Genomic DNA, 23,131 nt, shown 5'->3' with positions numbered 1-23,131 from the left:
CACCCGAAAGGCTTTCCGAGATGCCCCGCCTGCACGTGATCATCGCCAGCACCCGCCCCGGCCGCTCCGGCCCGGCGGTGGCCGAGTGGTTCACGAAGATCGCCGAGAAGCACGGCCGGTTCGAGGTGCGACTGGTCGACCTGGCCGAGATCGGCCTGCCGCTGCTGGACGAGCCCAACCACCCGTCCGAGCGCAACTACACCAAGCAGCACACCAAGGACTGGAGCGCCTCGGTGGACGCCGCCGACGCCTTCGTGTTCGTCGCCCCCGAGTACAACTACTCCATCAACGCGGCGCTGAAGAACGCCATCGACTACCTGTACTTCGAGTGGCAGTACAAGCCGGTCGGCATCGTCAGCTACGGCAACACCTCGGCCGGCCTGCGGGCCGCGCAGATGACCAAGCAGGTCGTCACCACGCTGAAGATGGTGCCGGTGCCCGAGTGCGTGGCCATCCACTTCATCGGCCAGCACATCGACGGCGACGGCGCCTTCACCGGCACCGACGCCATGTCCGCCTCGGCCGAGGGCATGCTGGACGAGCTGCACAGCGTCGCCGAGGCGCTGGAACCGTTGCGCGCCAAGGCCGTCGGATGAGTCCGCACGTGATCGTCGTCGGCAGCGGCGGCCGGCCCTACCGCGAGTACGCGTTCGCCTCGCTGGCGCGGCGGTACCGGCTGTCCGCCCTGCTGCCGGCCGAGCCCACGTGGCAGAGCCTCTACCTCGACTCCTGGCGAGTCGTCGACTTCGCCGACGACGCCGCCGTGGTCGAGGGGCTGCGGGCGTTGGCCCGGCCCGACTCCGGGGTGCTCACCTGGGACGAGACCGTGCTGGAGAGCACCGCCCGGGCCGCCGAGAAGCTGTCCCTGCGGCACATGTCGGCCGAGGCCGCCGCCCGTTGCCGTGACAAGTACCTGACCCGGTCCCTGTTGTCGGCCGCCGGGTTGTCCTCCGTGCGCCACGGCCTGGCCCACAGCGCCGACGAGGCCGTGTCCATCGCTTCCTCGCTGGGGTTCCCCGTTGTCGTCAAGCCTCGCGCCCTGGCCGGCAGCGTCGGCGTCGCCCTCGCCACGTCGGTCGACGAGGTGCGGGAGGCCTTCGGCGTGGCCGCCGGGGCCGCGTTCGCCACGCTGACCACCGGGCACGGGGTTCTGGTCGAGGAGTACCTCGACGGGCCGGAGATCAGCGTCGACAGTGTCGTGTCCGGCGGCGCTGTCCAGTGTGTGCACGTCGCTCGCAAGCGACTCGGCTTCGCGCCGCACTTCGAGGAGGTCGGGCACCTGCTGACGGACTGGGCAAATGAGCCTTGGGCCCGCGCCGCGCGTGATCTCGTCGTCGGCGCGCACCAGGCCCTCGGTGTCGAACTCGGCGTCACCCATGCCGAGCTGCGCCTCACCTCCGCCGGGCCTCGGCTGGTCGAGCTCAACGGCCGACTCGGCGGGGACCTCATCCCCTACGCCGGCTTCCTCGCCACCGGCGTCGACCTCGTCGTCGCCGCGGCCGAGCTGTCTCTCGGCCAGGTGCCGGACCTGACCCCGGCGCACTCCCGCTCGGCCGAGGTCCGCTTCGTGTACCCGCCGTTCGACGCCGTGGTGCACCGGGTGGATGTCGCTGCCGCCGCCGAGGTCCCCGGCATCGAGCACGTCGCCGCCCTGGCCGAGCCCGGCGCCACGCTGCGTCTCCCGCCGCGCGGGGCCATCCCCCGGCTGGCCGCCCTCGTCGCCGTGACCTCTGACAACACTTGTTGTCAGGCCGCCCTGGACGCCGCCGAGGCGTTGATCACCTGCGAGGTCACTCGTGCCTAGGCCGGTCAATGGCCTCATCGCCACTCACGGGCTGTCGTCGTTCTGCCTCGGGCTGGTGTTCCCGTACACCGCGATCTACCTGTCCGACCTGCCGAGCGTCGGCACGCCCGGGGTGGCGGTGTTCTACGCCTGCTCCGGCGGCGCCAACCTCGCCACCGCCCTGCTGCTCAGCACCGGCGTGCTCCGCCTTCGCGGCGTGCCCCTCGGTGTGCTCGGCACCCTGCTGTGGTTCGTCGGCTACTTCGCCCTCTACCTCGCCGGCTCCTACCCCGCCGTCATCGCCGCCGGGCTGGCCATCGGCGTCGGTCAGGGCAGCTTCCTCGCCGCCATCATCCCCATCGTCAACTCCCTGGTGACCGCCCAGGAACGCCGTCGGGTCTTCGCCCGGCGCTACGCCGTGCTGAACGGCACCCTCGCCCTGGGCTCACTCGTCGCCGCCGGGCTCACACTCGCCTTGCCCCGCACCGTGATCCCTTATCTGTTCCTCGCCAACGCCGTCGGCATGCTGCCCGTCACCATCGCGATTCTGCTCGTACGCAAGCACTTGCCCACCGTCGCCGAGGAGCGGGAGTCCTCAGCCACCCCCGTCGGCCAGCTGTGGCGGATCACCCTGTCCGCCGCCGTCTTCCAGCTCGCCGTCTACCTCTTCGGGCTCAGCCAGTTCGAGGCCACCGCTCCCCTGGTCTCCGTCAACCTCATGGCCATGGGCCTGTCCACCGTGTCCCTGCTGCTCATCGTCGACGTCGGCGTGATCGCCTCGTGCCAGGCCCTCATCACCCGCCTGCTGGAGAAGCGCCCCGAGCTCTTCGGCCTCCGCGTGGCGATGCTGCTCTGGGTCGCCGGCTACCTCTGCGCCGCCGTCGCCTCTTTCGGCTCGTATCCCCTGCGCCTCACCGGTCTACTCGCCTACGCCGTCCTCTTCGCCCTCGGCGAGTGCGCCTACTCCGCCTCATTCCACCCCTGGCTCATCTCCCTCGTCCCCGACCGCGACCTCACCCGCGCCAACGCCCTCGTCAACTCCATGATGGGCATCGGCAACCTCGCCGGCCCCTCCATCGGCGTGACCCTCGCTCTCACCGGCAGCGCCCCCACCGTCTGGCTCACCCTCGCCGCCTGCTGCGCCGTCGTCACCTTCGCCACCGCCCGCACCCGCCGCCGTCAGGCCGTCACGGCTTAGGCGGGCCGGCGTTGATGCGGCGGAGGACCGGTTCGAGGCGGTCGATGTCGGGGCCGGTCTGGAGCTGGCGCTCGTCCCACCAGGTGGCGCCGGCCTCGGCCAAGGGGGCGAGGATGTCGGCGGCGGTGGCGGGATCGGTGGCGCCGCCGAGGACGACGTCGAAGGGACCGTCCGCGTCCGGACGGTGCTCGTGGACGTAGGCGACCACGTCGCGGACCTGGTCGACGGGCGGGATCTGGCCGTGCCGGGCGGTTTCGAACAGGGGGACGACGCCGTCCCAGCAGGCGGCGCGGCGGAAAGGGCGGCGGGCGGGCCAGAAGCCGCCGACCCAGACCGGAGGGCGGGGTTGTTGCACGGTGGCGGGGAGCAGGGTGACGTCCCGGACCTGGTAGTGCGGCCCGTCGTGGTTGACGGGGTGGCCGGACCAGTACCGCGCGAGCAGGTCGAGGCCCTCGTCGAGGCGCGCGGCCAGGACGACGGGATCGGTGGGTTCGCCGAAGCTGCCGAACTCGTCCTCGATGGGGCCGCCGAGGCCGGCGCCGAAGATGACCCGGCCACCGCTGAGGGAGTCGAGGGTGGCGACCTGGCGGGCCAGCTGCTCGGGGCGACGCCGGGCGACGGGCGTGACCAGGGTGCCGAGGCGGATGCGGGTGGTGGCCAGGGCGGCGGCGGTGAGCAGCATCCACGGGTCACCGAAGGGGACACCGCGGCGGAGATTCTTGTTGTGCACCAGGTGATCCCAGACGAACAGCCCGTCCCAACCGGCCTGCTCGGCCTCGACGGCCACGCGGGCGACGGTGCGGGCGTCGGCGAAGTCGCCGAAGTTGGGGAGATTGATCGAAAAGCGCATCGCAGCTCCTGATCAGCGGAGATCGTCGACAGTGGCGGGACGGCCGGGCAGGTCGGATTCGGCCCGGAGGCCGTCGAGGTAGATCCGCAGGCTGCGGTGGGCGAAGGGCTCGACATCGGACCAGGACCGGCCGGCCGGCGGACGGGTGAGCTGGGCCAGGGCCATGAGCACGTCGGCGAAGCTGACGTCGGAGCGGATCTGACCGGCCTGCTGAGCGGCGGTGACGAGGGTGTCGACGGCGGTGATCACGCGCTGCTTGAGGTCCGCGAGGCCGGCGTGGTCGGCCGACGAGAGCAGCGGACAGAGGATGGTGATCCGCTGGTCGGCGACGGCGTGGACGAAGCCGCACAACGCCGCGTAGGAATCGGGCGAGGACTCGACGGCGAGCTCGGCGGCGTCGGCGGTGCGGGTCATGACGCAGCGAACAACCTCGTGCAGCAAGGAAGTGCGGTCGGCGAAGTGCCGGTAGACGGTGGCGTTGCCGATGGCGGCCCGCTTGGCGATGTCGTCGAGGGCGGCGTCGGGGCCGTGCTCGGCGAACACGTCGGTGGCGGCGGCCAGGATGCGCGCGCGGTTGCGGAGCGCGTCGGCGCGGACGGTCGGCATGCGCCCTCCTCTCACTAAGTGGGGATTTTATCCACGCTTGCGCTACGGTGACAAACGGGGATTAAGTCCCCACTTACATGGGAGGGATCATGCGCTTCGGACTGATCGTGGACTTCCGCCGGTCGCCGGCGGAGACCCGCAGCTCGACGGCGGTGTACGCGGACACCGTGGAACACCTGGCGCACGCCGAGACACTGGGCTTCGGACACGCCCTGATCGGCGAGCACCACTTCACCGATGACCATTTCGTGCCATCGCCGCTGATCGCGGCCACGGCCATCTCCGCCCGCACGACGACGATGCGTGTGGCGACCAACGTGGCGCTGCTGCCGCTGTACCACCCGGTCCGGCTGGCGGAGGACGTCGCGGTGCTGGACGTGCTGTCCAACGGCCGCGTCGATCTGGGCGTCGGCGTCGGATACAACGCCGTCGAGTTCGCCGGTTACGGCGTCGCCCCCGAGGACATCGGCAAACGGGCCAACGAAAACCTGGACATCGTGCGCCGGCTGCTCGACGGGGACACCGTCAACGGCGCGAAGATCACGCCGCCGCCGGTGCAGCAGCCGCACCCGCCGATCTGGGTCGGCGGCACCAGTCGCGCGGCCGTCCGACGGGCCGCCCTCTACGGCGACGCCTACACCGGCCCCGCCAATCCGGACGTCTGGCGCATGTACCTGGAGGAACTGGCGCCGACCGGCAAGGAACCGCGCCTCAACCTCACCGGCAGCCCCTGGCTTTTCGTCTCCGAGGACCCCGAACGAACGCTCGCCCTCGTCGGCCCCGGCCTGCTGCACTGGTTCAACGAGGCCGCACGACTGGCCGCCTCCAACAACGTGGCCAACGCCGGCATCCGGAGCATGGCCACCATCGAGGATCTGCGCGGCGTGGTCTCGATCCTCACGCCGGACGACATGGTCGCGAAGATCCGGTCCATGGTCGGCGATCTCCCGGTCGACACCTTCGGCCTCCGGCTGGCCGCGCCGGGCCTGCCGTCACGGGACGTCGACGATCACCTGGAACTGTTCGCCAGCAAGGTGATTCCCCACTTCGCGTGAGGCGATGCGCCGACAGTCCAGCGCGGCGAGATGCTGGCGCACCCGGTCGGCGGCGGCCCCCTGATAGACGTTCAGCACGGTTGACCACACCTCGCGGGCCTGGTCGTGCTGGTCAAGAGTCCGGTGTACGTGCCCGAGCTGCTCCAGCGTTCGGGCGGCCTCGAAGTCATTGCGCCACAACGCGACGGCCTGCCGATAGCACTGAAGAGCACAATCGGGGTGTCCGGTGTGCTGGGCGATGTAACCCCGACTGTCCAGGACCGCGGCCTCGTCCTTCAGCGCCAGGGCCTGACCCAGGTGCGCCAGGGCTTCCTGGTGTTGCCCCAGATCGGCATGGGCGCGACCGAGATAACGATGGGCCTGGACGTCATGGGAAACGGCCGCGAGACGCCAGGAGGCGAGTTCGGCGTCACGATCGGACTGCCGGAGGTGAAAGGTGGTCATGGCCCACGCCAACTGCCGGACCTCGCAGGAATGGCCGCGCTCGGCGGCCCACCGTTGCACGGCAAAGAGATTGGCGTGTTCGGCGGCGAACCAGGCCAACGCCGCCGGCTCATCCATCGGCTCCGGCGCGTCGAGTTCCGGGGACGCCCGATGCGGATCCAGCACGCGATCGGCGGCGAGGGCGGAGCTGACGTAGAAGTCGAGCAGTCCTCGATTTATGTCGGATCCTGGAGTCGCGGCGAACCGGCGGATCAGGTCGTACATGACATAGCGGCCATTGGCTTGCCGCCGCAGGAGTGAGGCATCTTCCAACTCCCGCAACACCTTCACCACCCGCGGCCTTGACAGCCCGGTCAGCGCGGCAGCGGCCGCCGCGCTGATGTCGACGCCCGGGGCAACTCCCAGCAACCCGAAGACCTCCCGCTGCTGCGGGGTCAACGTCCGCAGCGACCACGACAGCACCGCCGGCAGACTGGCGGCCGGATCGGCGTCGTCCAGGGCATCCAGCCCCAGCTCGGTCAGTTCGGCGGCGAACTCCGACAGCGGGATGTCCGGATGTGCGTGCGCCCGACCGGCGACAATGGCCAGCGCCAACGGATATCCCCCGCACAGCCCGATCAGCTCGCGGACGACGTCGGGCTCGGCGGCCAGTCGCCAGTCGCCGATCCGCCGCGCCAGCAGCCCGTACGCCTCGTTGTCCCCCAACACGTCCAGCCGCACGTGCCGCACCCCGTGCCGGTGCAGCAAGGCACTCAAGGTCGTCCGGCTGGTGATCAGGACCGTGCACGTGGACGAGCCCGGCAGCAGCGGCACCACCTGGTCGGCACTCGCCGCGTTGTCCAGCACGATCAGCATCCGCCGACCGGCGACATGACTCCGGTACAGGGCGGCGTGTTCGGCCAGCCCGCCGCGAAAGTCGTTCACACCGAGGGCGTCCAGGAACCCGCGCAGCGCCGCCTGCGGCTCTGCCGGATCGTCGTCGGGGCCGTAGCCGCGCAGGTCGACGAAAAGGTGTCCGTCCGGGAATTCCCCGGCGTGCTCATGAGCCCAGTGCAACGCGAGCCACGTCTTGCCGATGCCGCCCGGGCCGGTCAACACGGTCGGCACCTCGACGGTGAAGTCGGCCCGGCCGGTGAACCCGTGCGGGGCGGCCGGCAGCTGCCGTGGGCGCGTGGACCGCTCGGCTGACGGAAGGTCGTTCTCCGCCAACAGGTCCTCGTACTCGATGGGCGCGAGCCCCAGCACGTCAGCCAGTTGGCGCAGGGTGTCCGGCCGGGGATTGACCCGCGTGCCGTTCTCCATGCCGCGAATGGTGCTGACCGACACGCCGGATCGGTCGGCGAGCGCTTCCTGGGTGAGCCCGGTCCGCGTGCGGAGCTCCCGCAACGTCGATCGGCGTCGGTCCGCCATCGTTCATCGCCCCCTGCCGCCATGATAATCGCCCCGGCGCGGTTCACCCGGCAGTTGTGTGATCCACGCTGTCAAGTTGCCGCCGCACGCGCTCGGCGTCGCCCTCACGGCCCTGCTCCTGGAACAGCAGCAGCGCCTCGCCCCAGGCCGCGCGGGCCTCGTCGGCCCGGCCGAGCGCGGCCAGCGGGTGGCCGAGGCCGTCGAGGGCCACCGCCGCGAACACGGTGTTGCCGACGTCACGGAAGATCGCCAGTGCCTGCTCGTAGTAGTCCACGGATTCCCGGTGCCGACCGGTGTGACGGGCGATGTGCCCGAGGCTGTCCAGCGCCGCCGCCTCGCCGTCGCGATAACCGTTGCGGCGCTGCATGGTCAGGGCTTCCTCGCAGTGCCGCCGTGCGGCGTCCTGGTCGCCGAGGCGGGTTTCGTACCAGCCCATGGAGTTCAGCGCGTCGGCCTCCCACACCGGCTGGTCGAGCGTGCGATATCGGTTCAAGGCCTCGGAAGTGTGCTCCAGGGCCCGCCGGTCGTCCCCGCGCTGCTCCCACGCCGCCGCGAGCATGCGATAGGTGTTGGCCTGCTGCAACGTGTCGCCCTCGGCATGGGCGAGGGCCTGCTCGAAATGCTCGGTCGCCTCCTCGAACCGGCCCAGGGCGCCGTAGGCCCGGCCGAGGAAACCATGGGCGTTGGCCCGCGACTCCGGCACGTCGGCGTCCACCGCGGCCTGCCAGACGATGAGCCGGTTGTGATGCCAGCCCCGCCGGTGCAGGAAGCTGTTCATGGTCCGGGCCAGCTGCCACACCGTGAGACCGGCGGCATTGCGTTGCACGGCAAGGAGGTTCGGGAGCTCGTCGTCGAACCAGGCCAGCGCCGCCGCCACGTCCGGGATCGGCTGGGGCTCCACGGTCGGCGGCGGCAGCTCCAGCGGCTGCGGATCCAGTTGCTGGGCGGCGGCGTTGGCGGTGTGGAGGTAGAAGTCCAGCACCCGTCGCAAAGCCTCCGGTCGCTCGGCGACTTCCTGTTGCGCGGCAAAGGCACGGATGAGGTCGTGCATCGCGTACCGGCCGTTGGCCAGCCGGGTCAGCAGAGACGCCTCCGTCAACGCCCGCAGCACCCGGGTCACCTGCGCCCTGGACAGCCCGGTGAGGCTCGCGGCGGCCGGCAGGCCGATGTCCGCGCCGGGGGCGGTGCCCAGCAGGGCGAACACCGTGCGCTGCTCGTCGGTCAGGGCCTTGAGCGACCAGGACAGCACGTTGGTCAGGGCATCCAGGCCGTGTTCCCGCAGCTCGGCCGCCAGCCCGGCCAACGAGGTGCTGTTACGCCCGCGACTCACCATGATCGCCAACGCCAGCGGGTACCGCCCGCAGGCCTCGATCAGCTCCTCGGCCGCCGCCGGCTCGGCGGTAACCCGCTCAGAACCGAGGCCCTGCACCAGAAACTCGCGCGCCTCGTCCTCGTCCAGGGCGCTCAGCGGCACGTGGTGGGCGCCATGCCGGTGCAGCAAGGCGGAGAGGACCCGTCGGCTGGTCACCAGCACCGTGCAGGTCGGCGTGCCCGGCAACAACGGCACGACCTGGTCGGCCGTCGCGGCGTTGTCGAGGACGATCAGCATCCGCTTGCCCGCGACCTCGCTCCGGTACCGAGCCGCGTGCTCGTCCAGGTCGCCGGTGACACGCGCGGTGTCGACGCCGAGGGCGTCCAGGAAGCCCCGCAGGGCCGCCAGCGGCTCGACCGGGTCGCTGTCGGGGCTAAATCCCCGCAGGTCGACGAACAGCTGCCCGTCCGGAAAACGATCAACGTTCCGATGCGCCCACCGCACCGCGAGCCAGGTCTTGCCGATGCCGCCCGCGCCGGCGACCGCGCTGATGACCACCATCGACGCCGCCGCGTCGAGCTGGGCCAACTCCGCCTCACGCCCAGTGAATCCCGATGGTGACAACGGTAGTTGTCGAGGCGCCGACGCCGTGCCCAGCACGGACGCCATCAGCTCGTCGCGGTCCCCCGGCGACAGCGTCATCGCGTCGGCCAACTGGCGTAACGAAGCCAACTGCGGGCTGGGGCGGTCCCCCGTCTCCAGGCCCCGGATCGTCCGCACCGACACCCCCGAGCGCTGGGCCAGCCCCTCCTGGGTCAGGCCCGCCCGCTGCCGGAACCGCCGCACCACCGAGTCGCCCACACCAACCCCCACTCCGGTGGGTCGGACATTAGCGCACCAACCGGTCAGCCCAGCGCAGGAACGCTGATTCGATCACAGGGCCGGGTGCGCCTGCCACGAGGCCAGGAACCGCAGGGCGCCGTGCGAGGGCGAGCCCGGTTCGGCGGTCAGCACCATCAGCCGCTGGTTGCTGCCGTCCGGGCTGGCCCACAGGTCGCAGTCCAGCGTCAGGTCGCCGGCGACGGCGTGGCGGTAACGCTTGACGCCGTTGCTGGCATTAGTGGCGTGGTGCGCGGCCCACCACGAGCGGAAGTCCTTGTCCTGCACGGCAAGCTCGCCGACCAGCGCGGTGTGGGTGGAGGCAGGGCGTCGAAGTCGGCGAACAGGGCGCCGGCCAGGCGGTTCCAGGCCAGGATGTCGAGGCGGCGGCCGAGCACCAGCGCCGGGGCGTCAGTGAGCTGGTCGAGCAGGCGGCGCATGGCCGGCCGGACGCGCTGCGTGTCCCGGCGACACTTGGCCGGGGCCTTGCCGGCGACGGCGTAGAGGTAGGTCTGCTGCTCGTCGGCCAGCCTCAGGACCCGGGCCAGCGTTGCCAGCACCGACGAGGACGCCGCCACCCGGCCCTGCTCCAGCCGCGTGTAGTAGTCGACGCTGATCGACGCCAGCTGCGCGACCTCCTCGCGGCGCAGCCCGGCCACCCGCCGATGCTCGTCGGCGTGGGACAGGCCGACGTCGCGGGGCGTCAGCTCGGCCCGCCGCGCCTTGAGGAAGTCACCGACATCGGAAGCCATGCCGCGATTGTCCACCCGGGACGGACCGCCGTGGGAGGGCACGATCCGGCCCAGGAACAGACCTGATCTGGTACGCCCGGATCGGCTCGACAACGGTGGTTGTCATGCGAACCGACGTGACGTTCACCAGCAACGACCTGCTCATCGCCGGCCACCTCCACACCCCGGACGAGCCAGCACGTGTTCGACGGCTGGCAGTACTACTGCACCGACCGCGCCCGGCATCCCCGCGCGGCCAAGGAGTTCACCTGGAACAGCGTGGACCAGATCCTGGCCTTCGACGCGTTCAGGCTCATCGACCAGATCGCCCCACGCCCGCTGCTGATGGTCGTCGGCGCCGACGCCCTGACCAAGCACATGACCACCGACGCCTTCGAGCGCGCCGCCGAGCCGAAACGGCTGCACTGGATCGAGAACGCCGGTCACGTAGACCTCTACGACCTCGCGACAACACCTGTTGTCGGCGTGCTGCCCGACTTCTTCGGCCGGCTGTGACCACCGGATGCGGTGCGCACCGGTCGGCGCGCACCGCATCGTCGGGTCAGCGCAGGGAGTTCGTCTTGCTGATGAACTCCTGCGTCTGGTCACGCAGAGCCGACGGGGCCACCGCCGGCGCGAACGACCGTGCCGCCGACTTCGGCGTCTTGACCGGGCCGGGCACCGGGAACACCTGATCCTCGCCCATGAGCGGCACGCCCGGACACACCGCGCTGCCCGGCCGCGAGTTGTCCAGCAGGAACACGTTGACCATGCCGTCGACGCAGGGGTTGGCGGTCAGCGCGTACTGACCGTGGTACGGCGAGTCGTCGACGGAGATCAGGCTGACGCCCGGCGCCGCCGCGACGGCCGCGTGGGAAAAGATCGTAGCCGGTCTGCGGGTCGAACTCGCCCTGCACGACCAGCACGTTCTTGGCCACCGACGGCGGCAGGGTCGGCAGCGTCTGACGCGGGGCGTCGGACCAGAAGCCACAGCTCTCGGAGATGCCGTAGGCCCAGCCGAACAGCGGGTACTTCGGGCCCTGGCGGTCGCTCAGCGCCTTGTACCAGGCGGCGGACCTGGTCGGCTGGTCGCCGCAGGCGACACCGATCCGCACGTCGGAGATCTGCGTGTAGTCGGGCTGCAGCGCGGCGCTGACATCAGCCGTAGTCACGGCGGCCATCGGCTTGCCGAAGGCGGTGTCGAGCTGGGACTGCAGGGCGACCGGGGCCGTGGCAGCGCCGCCGAGCGCCTTGACGCCGTTCTCGAACACGGCGGTGGCCAGCAGCCAGGCGAACTTGCTGCCCATGCCGACGAAGGCGCCGTTGAAGTTGTCCGGGGACACCCCGTGCGCCTTGTAGTAGTCCCGGACCTGCTGCCACTTCTGGTGGACAACATCTGTTGTCGAGCCGAACACGTCCGGCGCGTTGCGGGTCAGCCACGGCACGTAGACGTCGTCGAACTGGCGCTGGTCGATCACCGGGAAGTCCTCGAAGTCGGCCAGCAGCCGGCCCTGCCAGTTCACGCTGGAGTCCAGCACGATCTTGCCGGCACTGGCCGGGAACAACGAGGCGTACTTGGCGCCCAGCCAGGTGCCGTAGGAGTAACCCAGATAGTTCAGCTTGGCCTGGCCCAGCAGCTGCCGGATCAGGTCCATGTCATGCGCGGTCTGCCACGTCGTCAGGAACGGCGACGCGGCCAGGCTCTGGCACGCCTCGGCGATCGCGCGCGGCACCTGCTGGTGAGCGGCGATGCTCGCGGCCGAGCGGTCGCTGGCGTCCATCACACCGACCGGCAGCCGACCGGTCGGGACATTGCAGAGCACCCCCTGGTCCTCCGGCTTGGTTCCGCCTTCGTGGCCGGTGCCACGCGGGTCCATGCCGATGAAGTCGTAGCGGGCGCTCACGCTCGGTTCCAGGCTCGCCAGCGCTCCCGCCAGCGACGATCCCTGGCCGCCGGGACCGCCCGGATTCACCAGGATCGCCCCCAGCGAGGCGCCGGTCGCGGCCACTCTGCTGATCTGGACCTTCATGTCCACACCCGACGCCGGGGCGGCCCAGTCCCGCGGCACAGTGACCAGCGCGCACTGCGCCGGCTTGGCCGCGCCGGCCGAGAAGGGGCACGCGGCCCAGGTGAGCTGTTGGTTTTCGTAGCCGGCCAACGGATCCGGAGCCGCGGACGCCGCCGCCGGAAGACCGACCAGGAGCACGGACGCAACGGTTAACGACAGCAATTTCACTCGAATCATGGTGGTTTGGCCACGCACGGCCGCGCACCGGCCATGAGTCGGTTCATGGCTCGTATTTCCTCCGACCTGAGTTGGACTCGAATCGACCGGAAGGAGGAGGCGCGCCGGCTAGCACCGATACCCGGCCGTTCCGGAATGCGCCCCCCGAGTGCCAATGAAGACGATCTCCACCGGGCCTGAATCGGCCCGCGCTATCGTCGACAGATGGCCGTGACGCTGAGGGATGTGGCGCGCCTGGCCGGCGTGTCGATCAAGACCGCGTCCAACGTGGTCAACGGCTACTCCTTCGTCAAGCCCGAGAACCGCAGGCGGGTCGAGGAGGCGCTGGCCGCGACCGGCTACCGGCCCAACATCGGCGCCCGCAACCTGCGCCGGGGCCGCACCGGCTTCATCGCGCTGGTCGTGCCCGAGCTGGGCATTCCGTACTTCGGCGAGCTGGCCGGCCTGGTCATCACCGCCGGCCGCGAGCAGGGCTGGAACGTGCTCATCGAGCAGACCCAGGCCAGCCGCGAGGGCGAGCGGGCCGTGCTGGCCGCCCTCGGCCCGCACCTCATCGACGCCGCCATCATCAGCCCCGAGGCCCTGCACGCCTCCGACTTCGCCGACCTCGACCCCGGCGTGCCGCTGGTGATGATCGGCGAGCACTCGGTGGACGTGCGCATCGACCACGTCGCCATCGACAACGTGCTGGCCGCCCGCACCGCCGTCGGCCACCTGGTGGAAATCGGCCGCCGGCGCATCGCCGCCATCGGCGCCCACCCCTACCGCGGCACCGCCGCCCTCCGCCTCGCCGGCTACCACCAGGCCCTGGCCGACGCCGGCCTGCCCGAGCTGGTACGCCCGGCGCTGCACTACCACCGCCAGGACGGTGCCGCCGCCATGGCCTCCCTGCTCGACCTGCCCGAGCCGCCCGACGCCGTCTTCTGCTTCAACGACCTGCTGGCCGTCGGCGCCCTGCGCGCCATCGCCGACCGCGGCCTGCGCGTGCCCGAGGACATCGCCGTCGTCGGCTTCGACAACACCGAGGAGGGCGCCTACAGCCGCCCCACCCTCACCAGCATCGCCCCCGACAAGCACGCCATCGCCAGCACCGCCGTCGACCTGGCCCGGCGTCGCATCGAGACGGACGGCGAGTTCGAGCCCGAGGACATCCAGACCCCCTTCACGCTGGCCATCCGCGAAAGCACCAGCGCCTGACGGCTCCCTTTCCGCCACATGTGGCGCACATGTGGCGATGGTCGCGCTCCCATCTGTTCACTGTCCTGAACCGGACACCGGCATTTACAACGTTGTGCCAACGATGTAACCCTGAGGTGCCACGTGGCGTCCCCACCCCTGCGAATCCGGGAGACCCAGTGCCACGACTACTGTCCATCGCCGGGATCCTCTGCCTCATCGCGGCCTGCCTGGCCGCCGTCACCACGCCCACGGCGCAGGCGGCGACGGCGCTGCCCTGCGACATCTACGGCTCGGCCGGCACGCCGTGCGTGGCGGCGCACAGCACGATCCGGGCCCTCTACTCCGGCTACAACGGCCCGCTGTACCAGGTGAAGCGGGCCGACGGCGGGCTGGCCGACATCGGCCTGTTGACAACAGGTGGTGTCGCGAACGCGGCGGCGCAGGATTCCTTCTGCGCCAACACGACCTGCATCATCAACGTCATCTACGACCAGTCGCCCCGGCACAACGACCTGACCATCGAGGGCGAGGGCGGCGCGGGCCGGGCCGATGTCGGGGCGCCGGCCAACGCGCTGCCGGTGAGCGTCGGCGGCCACACGGCGTACGGCGTGGAGATCTCCTCGGGCATGGGCTACCGCGACAACTCGACCAGCGGGGTCGCGGTCAACGGCCAGCCCGAGGGCATGTACATGGTCGCCTCCAGCACGCACGTCAACGGCGGCTGCTGCTTCGACTACGGCAACGCCGAGACCAACAACCAGGACACCGGCAACGGCCACATGGACGCCGTCTACCTGGGCCTGCGCTGCGAGTTCGGCGGCTGCAACGGGCCGGGCCCGTGGGTGGCGGCCGACCTCGAGAACGGCCTGTACCAGTCCAACACCGGCACCAGCGCCGGCGACCCCGGACCGGGCATCCTGCCCTACGTCACGGCGATGCTGTCCAACAATGGCCAGAACCACTTCGCCCTCAAGCGCGCCAACGCCCAGACCGGCGGCCTCACCACGACCTACTCCGGCTAGGAGCCGACGGTGAAGAGCGGCTACTCCCCCATGCACCAGGAGGGCGCGATCGTCCTCGGCACGGGCGGCGACAACAGCAACGCCGATGTGGGGTCCTTCTTCGAGGGCGCCATGACAACAGGTGTTCCCAGCGACGCCGCCGACAGCGCCGTGCAGGCCAACATCGTGTCCGCCGGGTACGGCGGCTCCAACGGCGTCCCCGGCGGTTCCCTCACTCCGGGCTCGTCGATCTCGCTGCGGGCCACCACGGCCTGCTGCACCACCCGCTATCTCCGCCACGCCAACGGCGACGCCGTCACGTCGGTGATCAGCAGCGACCTCGACAAGGCCGATGCCACGTGGATCGTCCGCCGGGGCCTGGCCAACCAGTCGTGCCTGTCGTTCGAGTCCAAGAACTACCCCGGCGACTACCTGCGCCACTCCAACTACCAACTGCACCGCCAGCCGTTCGACGGCAGCGGGCTCATGGCGCAGGACGCCACCTTCTGCGCCACCGCCGGCAATTCCGGCGCCTACACGTCCTTCCAGTCCAACAACTATCCGGGCTACGACATCCGGCACTACAACAGCAACGTCTACATCGCCCACAACGGCGGCGCGAACCCCTGGGACACCACGACCCTGTGGGCCCAGGACACGACCTGGGAAGTCACCGCGCCCTGGGCGTGAGGAGGTGGTCCCGGCCGGCTTTGGGGGTCGGCCGGGACCGGGACGGCTACGGCGCCTTCGGCCCGACATCAGCCGTTGTCAACGGCCGGGCCGGGGCGGAAGTGCTGTACTGGTCGGCCCCGACGTCCTTGGCCGACGGGCGGGTCTGCTGGTCGATGTCCAGCGTCACCTGCGGGTAGGAACCGGTCGCGGCCCCGATGGCCGGGCTGCCGGCGCTGGGGCGCAACAGCTTGTGGGCGTCCCGCACCAGCTTCGGGTCCACGGTCCGGTACGCGCCGGACGGCAGCGATCCGGCCGACGAGCCGGACAGGATGTTGCCGGTGAAGTGCAGGGAGGTGCCGGTGCCCTTGGCCGCCGCCTGCCCGTGCCCGAGCAGGATGTTGTCGGCCAACGTGTCGTCCAGCGGCGGGTACTTCTTGCTGCTCTCGTACCAGATCAGCGAGTCGGTGCTGGACAGCGTGTTGAAGGCGACGACGCAGTGGTCCGAGGACTCGTGGTCGGTGCCGTTGGTGGTGTCGTCGCGGACCTCGCCGCCGCCGAACTCCATGGCCGGCCCGGAGGTGTCCTCGACGATGTTGTTGACGACCACGTGGTTGTTGCCGAAGAAGCGGATGCCGGTGCTGCCGCCGATCAGGATGTTGCCCTCGACGCGTGTGTTCCACCCGTGCCGCAACGACAGCGTGCCTTTGCTGTTGGTGATCGTGTTGTAGCGCACGACATTGTCCGAGGACTTGATGGAGATCGCCTCGGAGTCGCCGTCGGCCTTGTCGAGCAGGTTGTACTCGATCAGGCCCTTGGCGTCGGCGTGCTGGCGGCCGGACAGGCCGAAGCGGATGGACTCGCCGCCGTTCGCGCCCTTGAACTGGTGGTTGTAGAAGTAGTTGTGGTGCACGTGGACGCGCTGGGCCATGTCGTGCGCGCCGGGCCCGACCACTTGCAGGTACACGCCGGCCGCGGTGCGGTTCTCGAACGTGTTGTGGTCGACCTCGGTGTCGTCGGCCTTCACGGTCAGGTCGGCGCCGCCGATGTTGCCCTCGAAGGTGTTGCGCGTGACCCGGTTGGCCTTGGCGTCCCCAGACACGGTCAGCCCGCCGCCGTCTGCGAACACAAACCCTTGCACGACAACGTGGGACGCGCCGGTCAGGTCCAGGCCTCCGGAGCCGGTGAACCGCGCCTGGCCGAGGGAGGCGGCGGCGATGGTGATCGGCGCCTGTGCGGTGCCGGAGCGGCCGACCTTGATCAGCCCGGCGTCGTAGTCGCCGGCGCCGACGACCACACGGTCTCCGGGCCGGGCTTGTGCCAGCGTTACGGACAATTGGGACGGCGAGGAGGCGACGAGCGTTTGCGGCGTGGCCGCGCCGGCGAGCTGCGCGCCTCCAACGGCGAGCAGGCCCGCCACCCCGGCGGCGATCACCATTTTTCGAGCATGACTCATATTACGTGCTCCTGGTCAGGTCGCAGGAAACCAGACGGCCGGCGCACGGCGGTGGAGTCAGGGAACCACCAGTCATCCGATGAGTCAAGACGCGATCGACGGATCCGATCGAAGCATCAGTCCGGGTGCTGTCGCACCCATTTCACGAGCGCCGCTCGTGACGCGATGCCCAGTCGCCGGTAGCCGTTGCGTAGATGCGTCTCCACGGTCCGTTCGCTCAGGAACAGCCGGGCGGCGATCTCGGCGTTGGACAGGCCTTCGCCCACCAGCACCACGATTTCCGCCTCACGCCTGGTCAACGCGCCGAGACCACGGGCCCGGGCCAGCCGGCGGGCGCGATCCAGCCACGGCTTGGCGCCGGCACGCTCGAACGTCGCCAGGCAGTCGGCGATCATGTCGGCAGCGGGAGCGCCGTGACGCTCGGCGTGCTCCAGACGTGCTTGTGCGGCAAGCACAGGCGCGCCCGGCAGCGGATCCTCGAAAGCTCCGACGTCTCCGAGCGGCGGTACGTCCCACAGGTGGCCGCGTGAAGGGCGATGGTGGTCTCGGCCAACTGCCTGGCCTCGTCGAAGCCGAATTCCGGCCCGGCCAGCTCCTCGCGCCAGTCACGCGGGACCCGGCGGCGACGTCGTCGCCGGTCTCGGCCAGCTACGGAACGAGGTCGTCCGGTAACTCGATGGCCGCGTCCGCCGCGATCCGACACCATGATCGGGCAGAGACCGACGCCACGAGGGGACACCGCACATGCCTGAGCCGTACGCGCACGGAATGCTGGACGTCGGGGACGGCAACCAGATGTACTGGGAGACCTGCGGCGATCCGGCGGGCAAGCCGATGGTCTGGCTGCACGGCGGCCCCGGCCAGGGGTGCCCCGAGGGGATGCGCGACAACTACGAGGGGCTGGCCTACCAGATCGTGCTCTACGACCAGCGCGGCTGCGGGCGCAGCACACCCAGCGCGGTCGATCCCGGCACCGACATGCGGGTGAACACCACTCATCACCTGGTCGAGGACCTCGAACGGCTGCGTGAGCACCTGGGCATCGAGCGCTGGCTGCTCCGCGGCGCCTCCTGGGGTTGCACGCTGGCGCTGGCCTACGCGGAGCGATACCCCCACCGGGTGTCCGAGATCGTACTGTCCGCCATCATGACCGGCCGCCGCCGGGAGATCGACTGGCTCTATGGTGGCGCGTCCCGGTTCTTCCCCGAGGAGTACGCGCGGTTCGCCGGCGATGTCGGCGGCGGCGTCGATCTGCTGGCCGACTACGCCCGGCGGATGGCGGACCCGGACCGGGACGTGCAGCTGCGGGCGGCAGCGGCCTGGGCGCGGTGGGAGGACACCGCGCTGTCGCTGGAGCCCAATGCCAGGCCGGGCGCGTTCAGCGGACCGGTCGACGACAGCGTGCTGACCCTGGCGCGGATCTGCGCGCACTACTTCGCCAACTACGCCTGGCTGGACGACGGCCAGCTGATCCGCGACGCGGGCAAGCTGGCCGGCATTCCCGGGGTGCTGGCGCACGGCCGGCTGGACCTGAGCTGCCCGGTCGAGACCGCCTATGAGCTGGCCGCGGCCTGGCCCGGCGCGGACCTGTTCGTCTGCGACCAGTCCGGCCACCGTGGCAGCCCGGCCAAGGGCGAGTATCTTCGCGCGGCCATGGCGCGATTCGCCGAACAGCGCTGACCGGCTGTCCCGCGAGCAGCTCGCGGACGCGGTCGAGGCGTTCGCGGGCTGTCTCCAGGTTGGGGCGGACGCGGACGGCTCGGAGGTCGCCAGCCCGACACCGTTGGGCAGGAAACCGTTGTGGGAGGTCAGGTTGCCGAAGCCGGGCCGGCGTTGCCGATGGCCGGCGTCGACCCGAGGAACAGGCCGGTGACGATCGCGCCGCCGACGCCGGGTCATGGCCAGCTGGCGCGCCTTCAGCCGTCCGAACAACTCCGCTGCGGTGCTCCGTCCATGGTGCTCATCCTCCGCTGCGTCGATACTCGCGAATGGCGGCGACGACGGCATCGACGTCTTCGGCGGTGCTGTAGTAGTGCAGGGCGACGCGCAGGAGGTCGCCGCGCGGGCTGGTGGCGATGCGCCGCGAGCCGAGGAAACCGGCCAGGGCGTTGGGATCGGCGTCCACGACCGCCACCTGCGGGCCGCGCAGCGCCGGATCGGCCGGCGACCACAGGCGTTCCCCGGCCGCCACCAAGGAATCGTGCGCGTACTGGCCCAGCTCCGAGATGTGCCGGCGAACCGCCTGCTGGTCCACTTCGCCCAGCATGCGCAAGCCGGCCACGGCGCCGTAGGCGGCGGGAATCGCCGGCGTGCCGGCCTCGAATCGCTTTGCGCCGGAGGGATAGTCGATGTGCCGGGGGTCGAAGCCGAACGGGTTGCGACGGCCGAACCATCCGGTCGCCTGCGGATCACGATCGTCCACCAGACCACCTCGCACGTACAGGAAGGCGATCCCGGGAATGCCCAGCAGGTATTTCAGCGCCCCGGCGGCCAGGAAGTCGCAGCCGAGTTCCCGGACGTCGATGGGTTCCACACCGGCGCCCTGATAGGCGTCGACGAAGGTCACTGCGCCAGCGGCCCGAGCGTTCTCGATCACGTCGCGGGTCGGCAGCCGAACGCCGTTGCGGTAGGAGATCAGCGGCACGGACACCAGCCCACAGGTCTCGTCGATCGCAGCCGTGTAGTCCTCCGCGTGCACGACACCGTCGTGCTCATCGACGTAACGGACCTTGGCGCCGTTGGCCTCCTGCGCCAACCACACGTGGGCCACCGACGGGAACTCCATGTCGGTGCTGACGATCGTCGGACGCGTCCGCCAGTCCCTTGTGGACGCCACCTGGTAGGCGGCCGAGGAGACCGAAGGCAGCACGGCGATCTCGTCGACGTCGGCGTTGACCAGCTCCGCGAACAGCGTCCGGGCGCGGTCGACCTCGACCATCCAGCGGTCCCACGGCGCGCCGTACTGCACCAGTGTGTGCTGGAATTCCAGCAGCGCGGCCGACAGCGTGTCGGAGAGCGCGCCTTGGCTGCACGACGCCAGGTGCGTGAGCTCACGCAGCGCCGGGAATCGCCGTCGGAATTCTTCGGAGGTCAACATCCGTTTCCCTCTCGTCTCAACGAATCAGGCAGGGACCTACGTCGACACCACACCCCAGGCTATCCGGCCGGCGTGCAGGAAACCCCACCGCGTGGCGATATCCGTGACGTTCGCGCTGCCAGGTTCCGCCGCCGGCAGCCCCGCGTGCACCCTCGGACCGGAATCCCGTCGACGGGTCGGCGAGGATCCTGTACTCGCGGCCGGCTCGATGACCCGGCAACCTACCGCGAACGGGCTGACTTGTATTGACCACAGTCAGCCGGGTACTGTCCTGGCTATGGTTAACACAAGCCAGCTGGCCAGGCGCTCGGGGCGGACGCTGCTCGTGCTGAGCGGGGCGCCGTTTCTGGCCAGCCTGGACCTGTTCGTGGTGAACGTGGCGTTCACGGCGATCGGGCGCGACTTCCAGGGGCACTCGCTGGCCGACCTGAGCTGGATCCTGAACGGCTACCCGATCATCTACGCGGCGTTGCTGGTCCCCTGCGGACGGTGGGCGGACCGGGTGGGCCACAAGCGGGTGTTCCTGCTGGGCCTGGCCGTGTTCACGCTGGCCAGCGCGGCCGCGGCGGCGAGCCCGAACCTGGCGGCGCTGATCGCGTTCCGGCTGGTCCAGGCGGCGGGGGCGGGGGCGCTGACGCCGACGAGCCTGGGACTGCTGATCCACGCGGTGCCGCCGGAGGACCGGGCCCGGTCGGTGCGGATCTGGGCGTCGATCGGGGCGCTGGCCTCGGCGCTGGGGCCGGTGGTCGGCGGTTTCCTGGTCGAGCTGTCCTGGCGCTGGGTGTTCCTGATCAACGTGCCGATCGGGATCGCCCTGCTGGTGCTGGGATTCCGGGTGATCCGGGACTACCGGGCAGAGGAAACCGAGACAGGGCTGGACATCGTCGGCGCGGTGCTGCTGACGGTGGGCATCGGGGCGCTGGCCCTCGGCCTGGTCGAGGGATCCGGCTGGGGCTGGACGAGCCCGGGCATCCTGGGCAGCCTCGCGCTGGCCGCCGCCACGCTGATCGCCTTTGCCGTCAACAACAAGCGGCACCGGTCGCCGATCATTCCGCCCAGCCTGCTGCGGGTGCGGAGCTTCGTCTGGTCGACGGTCGCGGTGACGTTCTTCAGCGCCACCTTCGGCGCCGGCCTGCTGTCCCGGGTCTTCTGGCTCCAGGACGTCTGGGGCTACTCGGCCGTCCAAACCGGACTGGCCATCGCACCGGGTCCGCTGATGGTGCCGGTGTTCGCCATGGTGGCCCAGGCCCTGAACAAGCGAGTGAGCCCGGGCGCCCTCGCGAGCATCGGGTGTCTGCTGTGGACGGTCGGCACGCTGTACATGCTGCTGGCGGTCGGCCCGGAACCGCACTACCTCACCGAAATGCTGCCGGCCTGGCTGATCACCGGCGTCGGCGTCGGCCTGGCGCTGCCGACGATGCTGTCGAGCGCCACCGCGGAGCTCCCGCCGGCCCGCTCGGGCACGGGCAGCGCCGTGGTGAACATGGCCCGCCAGATCGGCACGGTGTTCGGCATCGCCCTGCTGGTGGCGATCCTGGGCTCCCCCATCGGCTACGACCAGCAGCACAAGGCCTTCACCGACGTCTTCTGGATGGTGACGATCATCGGTATCGTCGCGGCGGTCGCCAGCCTCGGCCTCACGCAACGAAAGGCGGGCCGGCCGTCTAAGCTTGAGATTTAAGGTTGGCGTGCCCACGACGGCACCCGGTTGATCATGGATGAAGCCCTTGGTTGATCATTCCTTCCTGCGACAGTCGGAAGATCACACCAAGGGCTTCGATGATCAGTGTGCACCACACCAGCGCCACCGCTGTGCTGGGGGACCTGTCCGGGTTCCGTAAGGCGTTCTACCAGTGTCTGACCGCACGGGCGGACGCGTTGTTCGAGTTGGCCGACGCGGCACTGTGCGCCGAGGGACCGGTCACCTCGCTGGTCGAGTTATCACTGGCCACCGAACACCGACGGGGCCACGGCACCCTGTACGACGGCCTGCGCCAGGGCAAGATCGACATCACCCGATTCCGCAACGTTGTCGCCCGCCAGTCGATCCCCCGCTGCGACGACGGCCGGATCGTGTTGGCCATCGACGTGAGCCACTGGCTACGCCCGGATGCGAACACCAGCCCGGAGCGGCTGTTCTGCCACACCTACGCACGCGGTCGCGGCCAAGCCCAGATCATCCCCGGCTGGCCCTACTCCTTCGTCGCCGCCCTGGAACCCGGCCGCACCTCGTGGACGGCGATGCTCGACGTGACGCGCGTGCGTCCCGACGATGACCACACCGACCTGGCCGCCACCCAACTCCGCGCCGTGGTGGACGCGCTGGTCACCGCCGGACACTGGCACGCCGGCGATCCAGAGATCTGGATCACCGGCGACAGCGGCTATGACGGTCCCCGCCTGGCATTCCTGCTGGCCGACCTCCCGGTCCAGGTGCTGGTGCGACTACGGTCCGACCGGGTGCTTGCCTTCCCCGCGCCGCCACGGCAGCCCGGCGCCCGAGGCCGCAGCACCCGGCACGGAGCCCGGTTCGTGTTCGCTGATCCGGCGACCTGGCCGGCCCCCGTGCGCACCACGACGACCGACACCACCCGCTACGGCGCCGCCCACGCTCGCTCCTGGGATCGGTTGCACCCCAAGCTGACCCGCACGGGCGCCTGGGCCGACCACGCCGGCCACCTGCCGATCATGGAAGGCACGGTGATCCGGCTCCAGGTCGACCGGCTACCCGGCACCGGCACCCCGAAACCGTTGTGGCTGTGGCACTCCACGACCGCGGCAACCGCAGGGCAGGTGGATCGGCTGTGGCAGATGTTCCTGCGGCGCTTCGACCTGGAGCACACTTTCCGTTTCCTCAAACAAACTCTGGGCTGGACCACGCCTCGCGTCCGTACGCCCGGAGCCGCGGATCGATGGACCTGGCTGATGATCGCGGTCTACACCCAGCTTCGGCTGGCCCGTCACCTCGTGGAAGATCGACGGCGTCCCTGGGAGCGAAAGTCGGCAACACCTGCCCGGTTGTCCCCGACCCGGGTCCGGCGAGGTTTTCGCGCGGTTCGCCCGACGGCCGCTTTGCCTGCCAGCGCACCGAAATTCTCCCGGCCCGGTCCTGGACGTCCGACAGGGTCACGAAACTCCCGCCAAGCCCCGGTACACGACCCCGGCAAGCCCAAAAAAACAGACATTGAGGGTTAAATCTCAAGCTAAGGTGGTGG

General features: G+C 70.3%; 20 protein-coding genes and 1 pseudogene. 11 read left to right on the top strand and 10 right to left on the bottom strand.

The genetic code is table 11. The annotated features are described in order from the left end of the window. The first annotated feature begins 20 nt into the window (after positions 1-20). The 3 genes from KUTG_RS45340 to KUTG_RS45330 are packed head-to-tail and all read left to right on the top strand — an operon-like array spanning position 21 to position 2,981. On the top strand, positions 21-596 hold the full coding sequence (locus KUTG_RS45340; RefSeq protein ID WP_043726084.1) for an NADPH-dependent FMN reductase: 576 nt from the start codon (positions 21-23) through the stop codon (positions 594-596). Further along, complete coding sequence (locus KUTG_RS45335) at positions 593-1,804, top strand: ATP-grasp domain-containing protein (protein WP_043726080.1); 1,212 nt, start codon at positions 593-595, stop codon at positions 1,802-1,804. Before KUTG_RS45340 ends, KUTG_RS45335 begins: the two co-directional genes overlap by 4 nt. Then, the gene (locus KUTG_RS45330) at positions 1,797-2,981 is read left to right on the top strand and encodes an MFS transporter (protein ID WP_043726077.1); all 1,185 of its coding nucleotides are present in this window, start codon (positions 1,797-1,799) and stop codon (positions 2,979-2,981) included. The genes KUTG_RS45335 and KUTG_RS45330 overlap by 8 nt, the downstream gene beginning before the upstream one ends. Here KUTG_RS45330 and KUTG_RS45325 read toward each other — a convergent pair. Together KUTG_RS45325 and KUTG_RS45320 are read right to left on the bottom strand one after the other, a co-directional pair. Further along, complete coding sequence (locus KUTG_RS45325; RefSeq protein WP_043726075.1) at positions 2,971-3,831, bottom strand: LLM class flavin-dependent oxidoreductase; 861 nt, start codon at positions 3,829-3,831, stop codon at positions 2,971-2,973. The genes KUTG_RS45330 and KUTG_RS45325 overlap by 11 nt on opposite strands. A gap of 12 nt (positions 3,832-3,843) precedes the next feature. Then, a complete protein-coding gene (locus tag KUTG_RS45320; RefSeq protein ID WP_052396175.1) occupies positions 3,844-4,437 on the bottom strand; it encodes a TetR/AcrR family transcriptional regulator in 594 nt (197 codons plus the stop codon). Between the two features lie 89 nt (positions 4,438-4,526). Here KUTG_RS45320 and KUTG_RS45315 point away from each other — a divergent pair, with 89 nt between their 5' ends. Continuing rightward, complete coding sequence (locus KUTG_RS45315; RefSeq protein ID WP_043726070.1) at positions 4,527-5,492, top strand: LLM class flavin-dependent oxidoreductase; 966 nt, start codon at positions 4,527-4,529, stop codon at positions 5,490-5,492. Here KUTG_RS45315 and KUTG_RS45310 read toward each other — a convergent pair. The 4 genes from KUTG_RS45310 to KUTG_RS45300 all read right to left on the bottom strand — a co-directional run bounded on the left by KUTG_RS45310 (position 5,430) and on the right by KUTG_RS45300 (position 10,289). Further along, a complete protein-coding gene (locus KUTG_RS45310) occupies positions 5,430-7,346 on the bottom strand; it encodes an ATP-binding protein (protein ID WP_052396174.1) in 1,917 nt (638 codons plus the stop codon). The genes KUTG_RS45315 and KUTG_RS45310 overlap by 63 nt on opposite strands. Positions 7,347-7,389: 43 nt before the next feature. Continuing rightward, the gene (locus KUTG_RS45305; RefSeq protein WP_052396173.1) at positions 7,390-9,519 is read right to left on the bottom strand and encodes an ATP-binding protein; all 2,130 of its coding nucleotides are present in this window, start codon (positions 9,517-9,519) and stop codon (positions 7,390-7,392) included. Positions 9,520-9,591: 72 nt separating this feature from the next. Beyond that, positions 9,592-9,843 (bottom strand): MmyB family transcriptional regulator, encoded by a 252-nt coding sequence (locus KUTG_RS66765; RefSeq protein ID WP_369794676.1) that lies wholly within the window; start codon positions 9,841-9,843, stop codon positions 9,592-9,594. Beyond that, positions 9,726-10,289 carry a helix-turn-helix domain-containing protein gene (locus tag KUTG_RS45300; RefSeq protein ID WP_369794590.1) on the bottom strand — a complete coding sequence of 188 codons (564 nt, stop codon included), beginning with the start codon at positions 10,287-10,289 and terminating at the stop codon, positions 9,726-9,728. The genes KUTG_RS66765 and KUTG_RS45300 overlap by 118 nt, the downstream gene beginning before the upstream one ends. 180 nt (positions 10,290-10,469) lie before the next feature. On the opposite strand from KUTG_RS45300, the gene KUTG_RS45295 reads away from it, so the two are divergent. Further along, the gene (locus tag KUTG_RS45295) at positions 10,470-10,784 is read left to right on the top strand and encodes an alpha/beta hydrolase family protein (protein ID WP_052396172.1); all 315 of its coding nucleotides are present in this window, start codon (positions 10,470-10,472) and stop codon (positions 10,782-10,784) included. Between the two features lie 89 nt (positions 10,785-10,873). On the opposite strand, the gene KUTG_RS45290 is transcribed toward KUTG_RS45295, so the two are convergent. Then, complete coding sequence (locus KUTG_RS45290; RefSeq protein WP_232241283.1) at positions 10,874-12,505, bottom strand: alpha/beta fold hydrolase; 1,632 nt, start codon at positions 12,503-12,505, stop codon at positions 10,874-10,876. A gap of 213 nt (positions 12,506-12,718) precedes the next feature. Here KUTG_RS45290 and KUTG_RS45285 point away from each other — a divergent pair, with 213 nt between their 5' ends. The 3 genes and pseudogenes from KUTG_RS45285 to KUTG_RS66755 all read left to right on the top strand — a co-directional run bounded on the left by KUTG_RS45285 (position 12,719) and on the right by KUTG_RS66755 (position 15,384). Beyond that, positions 12,719-13,711: a LacI family DNA-binding transcriptional regulator gene (locus tag KUTG_RS45285; protein ID WP_043726068.1), complete on the top strand. Its 993-nt coding sequence runs from the start codon at positions 12,719-12,721 to the stop codon at positions 13,709-13,711. A 29-nt stretch (positions 13,712-13,740) separates the two neighbouring features. Then, a pseudogene (locus tag KUTG_RS66760) lies at positions 13,741-14,883 on the top strand (arabinofuranosidase catalytic domain-containing protein); the annotation flags it as partial. Further along, positions 14,866-15,384 carry an AbfB domain-containing protein gene (locus tag KUTG_RS66755; protein ID WP_369794675.1) on the top strand — a complete coding sequence of 173 codons (519 nt, stop codon included), beginning with the start codon at positions 14,866-14,868 and terminating at the stop codon, positions 15,382-15,384. The pseudogene KUTG_RS66760 and the gene KUTG_RS66755, both read left to right, overlap by 18 nt. 46 nt (positions 15,385-15,430) lie before the next feature. On the opposite strand, the gene KUTG_RS45275 is transcribed toward KUTG_RS66755, so the two are convergent. Further along, on the bottom strand, positions 15,431-16,801 hold the full coding sequence (locus KUTG_RS45275; RefSeq protein WP_084580557.1) for a polysaccharide lyase 6 family protein: 1,371 nt from the start codon (positions 16,799-16,801) through the stop codon (positions 15,431-15,433). A gap of 134 nt (positions 16,802-16,935) precedes the next feature. Further along, positions 16,936-17,214, bottom strand: a complete 279-nt coding sequence (locus KUTG_RS45270; protein ID WP_043726063.1) for a response regulator transcription factor — start codon at positions 17,212-17,214, stop codon at positions 16,936-16,938. Positions 17,215-17,563: 349 nt separating this feature from the next. Here KUTG_RS45270 and pip point away from each other — a divergent pair, with 349 nt between their 5' ends. Beyond that, positions 17,564-18,499: a prolyl aminopeptidase gene (gene pip, locus KUTG_RS45265; protein ID WP_043726060.1), complete on the top strand. Its 936-nt coding sequence runs from the start codon at positions 17,564-17,566 to the stop codon at positions 18,497-18,499. Positions 18,500-18,779: 280 nt separating this feature from the next. Here pip and KUTG_RS45260 read toward each other — a convergent pair whose 3' ends face one another. Then, on the bottom strand, positions 18,780-19,916 hold the full coding sequence (locus KUTG_RS45260) for an aminotransferase class V-fold PLP-dependent enzyme (protein WP_043726058.1): 1,137 nt from the start codon (positions 19,914-19,916) through the stop codon (positions 18,780-18,782). A gap of 277 nt (positions 19,917-20,193) precedes the next feature. On the opposite strand from KUTG_RS45260, the gene KUTG_RS45255 reads away from it, so the two are divergent. After that, positions 20,194-21,597 carry an MFS transporter gene (locus KUTG_RS45255; protein ID WP_043726052.1) on the top strand — a complete coding sequence of 468 codons (1,404 nt, stop codon included), beginning with the start codon at positions 20,194-20,196 and terminating at the stop codon, positions 21,595-21,597. Positions 21,598-21,695: 98 nt separating this feature from the next. Beyond that, positions 21,696-23,111 carry an NF041680 family putative transposase gene (locus KUTG_RS45250; protein ID WP_043715290.1) on the top strand — a complete coding sequence of 472 codons (1,416 nt, stop codon included), beginning with the start codon at positions 21,696-21,698 and terminating at the stop codon, positions 23,109-23,111. Positions 23,112-23,131: the final 20 nt, after the last annotated feature.

Source organism: Kutzneria sp. 744, assembly GCF_000568255.1.
Classification (GTDB): domain Bacteria; phylum Actinomycetota; class Actinomycetes; order Mycobacteriales; family Pseudonocardiaceae; genus Kutzneria.
This window is presented reverse-complemented; position numbering and strand designations above follow the sequence as displayed.

Bases quoted from the DNA above. Each gene is read 5' to 3' on its own strand.
- KUTG_RS45340 (WP_043726084.1), top strand. From the start codon at position 21: ATGCCCCGCCTGCACGTGATCATCGCCAGCACCCGCCCCGGCCGCTCC.
- KUTG_RS45250 (WP_043715290.1), top strand. From the start codon at position 21,696: ATGATCAGTGTGCACCACACCAGCGCCACCGCTGTGCTGGGGGACCTG.
- KUTG_RS45285 (WP_043726068.1), top strand. From the start codon at position 12,719: ATGGCCGTGACGCTGAGGGATGTGGCGCGCCTGGCCGGCGTGTCGATC.
- KUTG_RS45315 (WP_043726070.1), top strand. From the start codon at position 4,527: ATGCGCTTCGGACTGATCGTGGACTTCCGCCGGTCGCCGGCGGAGACC.
- KUTG_RS45335 (WP_043726080.1), top strand. From the start codon at position 593: ATGAGTCCGCACGTGATCGTCGTCGGCAGCGGCGGCCGGCCCTACCGC.
- KUTG_RS45300 (WP_369794590.1), bottom strand. From the start codon at position 10,289: ATGGCTTCCGATGTCGGTGACTTCCTCAAGGCGCGGCGGGCCGAGCTG.
- KUTG_RS45310 (WP_052396174.1), bottom strand. From the start codon at position 7,346: ATGGCGGACCGACGCCGATCGACGTTGCGGGAGCTCCGCACGCGGACC.
- KUTG_RS45325 (WP_043726075.1), bottom strand. From the start codon at position 3,831: ATGCGCTTTTCGATCAATCTCCCCAACTTCGGCGACTTCGCCGACGCC.
- KUTG_RS45260 (WP_043726058.1), bottom strand. From the start codon at position 19,916: ATGTTGACCTCCGAAGAATTCCGACGGCGATTCCCGGCGCTGCGTGAG.
- KUTG_RS45270 (WP_043726063.1), bottom strand. From the start codon at position 17,214: ATGATCGCCGACTGCCTGGCGACGTTCGAGCGTGCCGGCGCCAAGCCG.
- KUTG_RS45275 (WP_084580557.1), bottom strand. From the start codon at position 16,801: ATGGTGATCGCCGCCGGGGTGGCGGGCCTGCTCGCCGTTGGAGGCGCG.
- KUTG_RS45255 (WP_043726052.1), top strand. From the start codon at position 20,194: ATGGTTAACACAAGCCAGCTGGCCAGGCGCTCGGGGCGGACGCTGCTC.
- pip (WP_043726060.1), top strand. From the start codon at position 17,564: ATGCCTGAGCCGTACGCGCACGGAATGCTGGACGTCGGGGACGGCAAC.
- KUTG_RS45320 (WP_052396175.1), bottom strand. From the start codon at position 4,437: ATGCCGACCGTCCGCGCCGACGCGCTCCGCAACCGCGCGCGCATCCTG.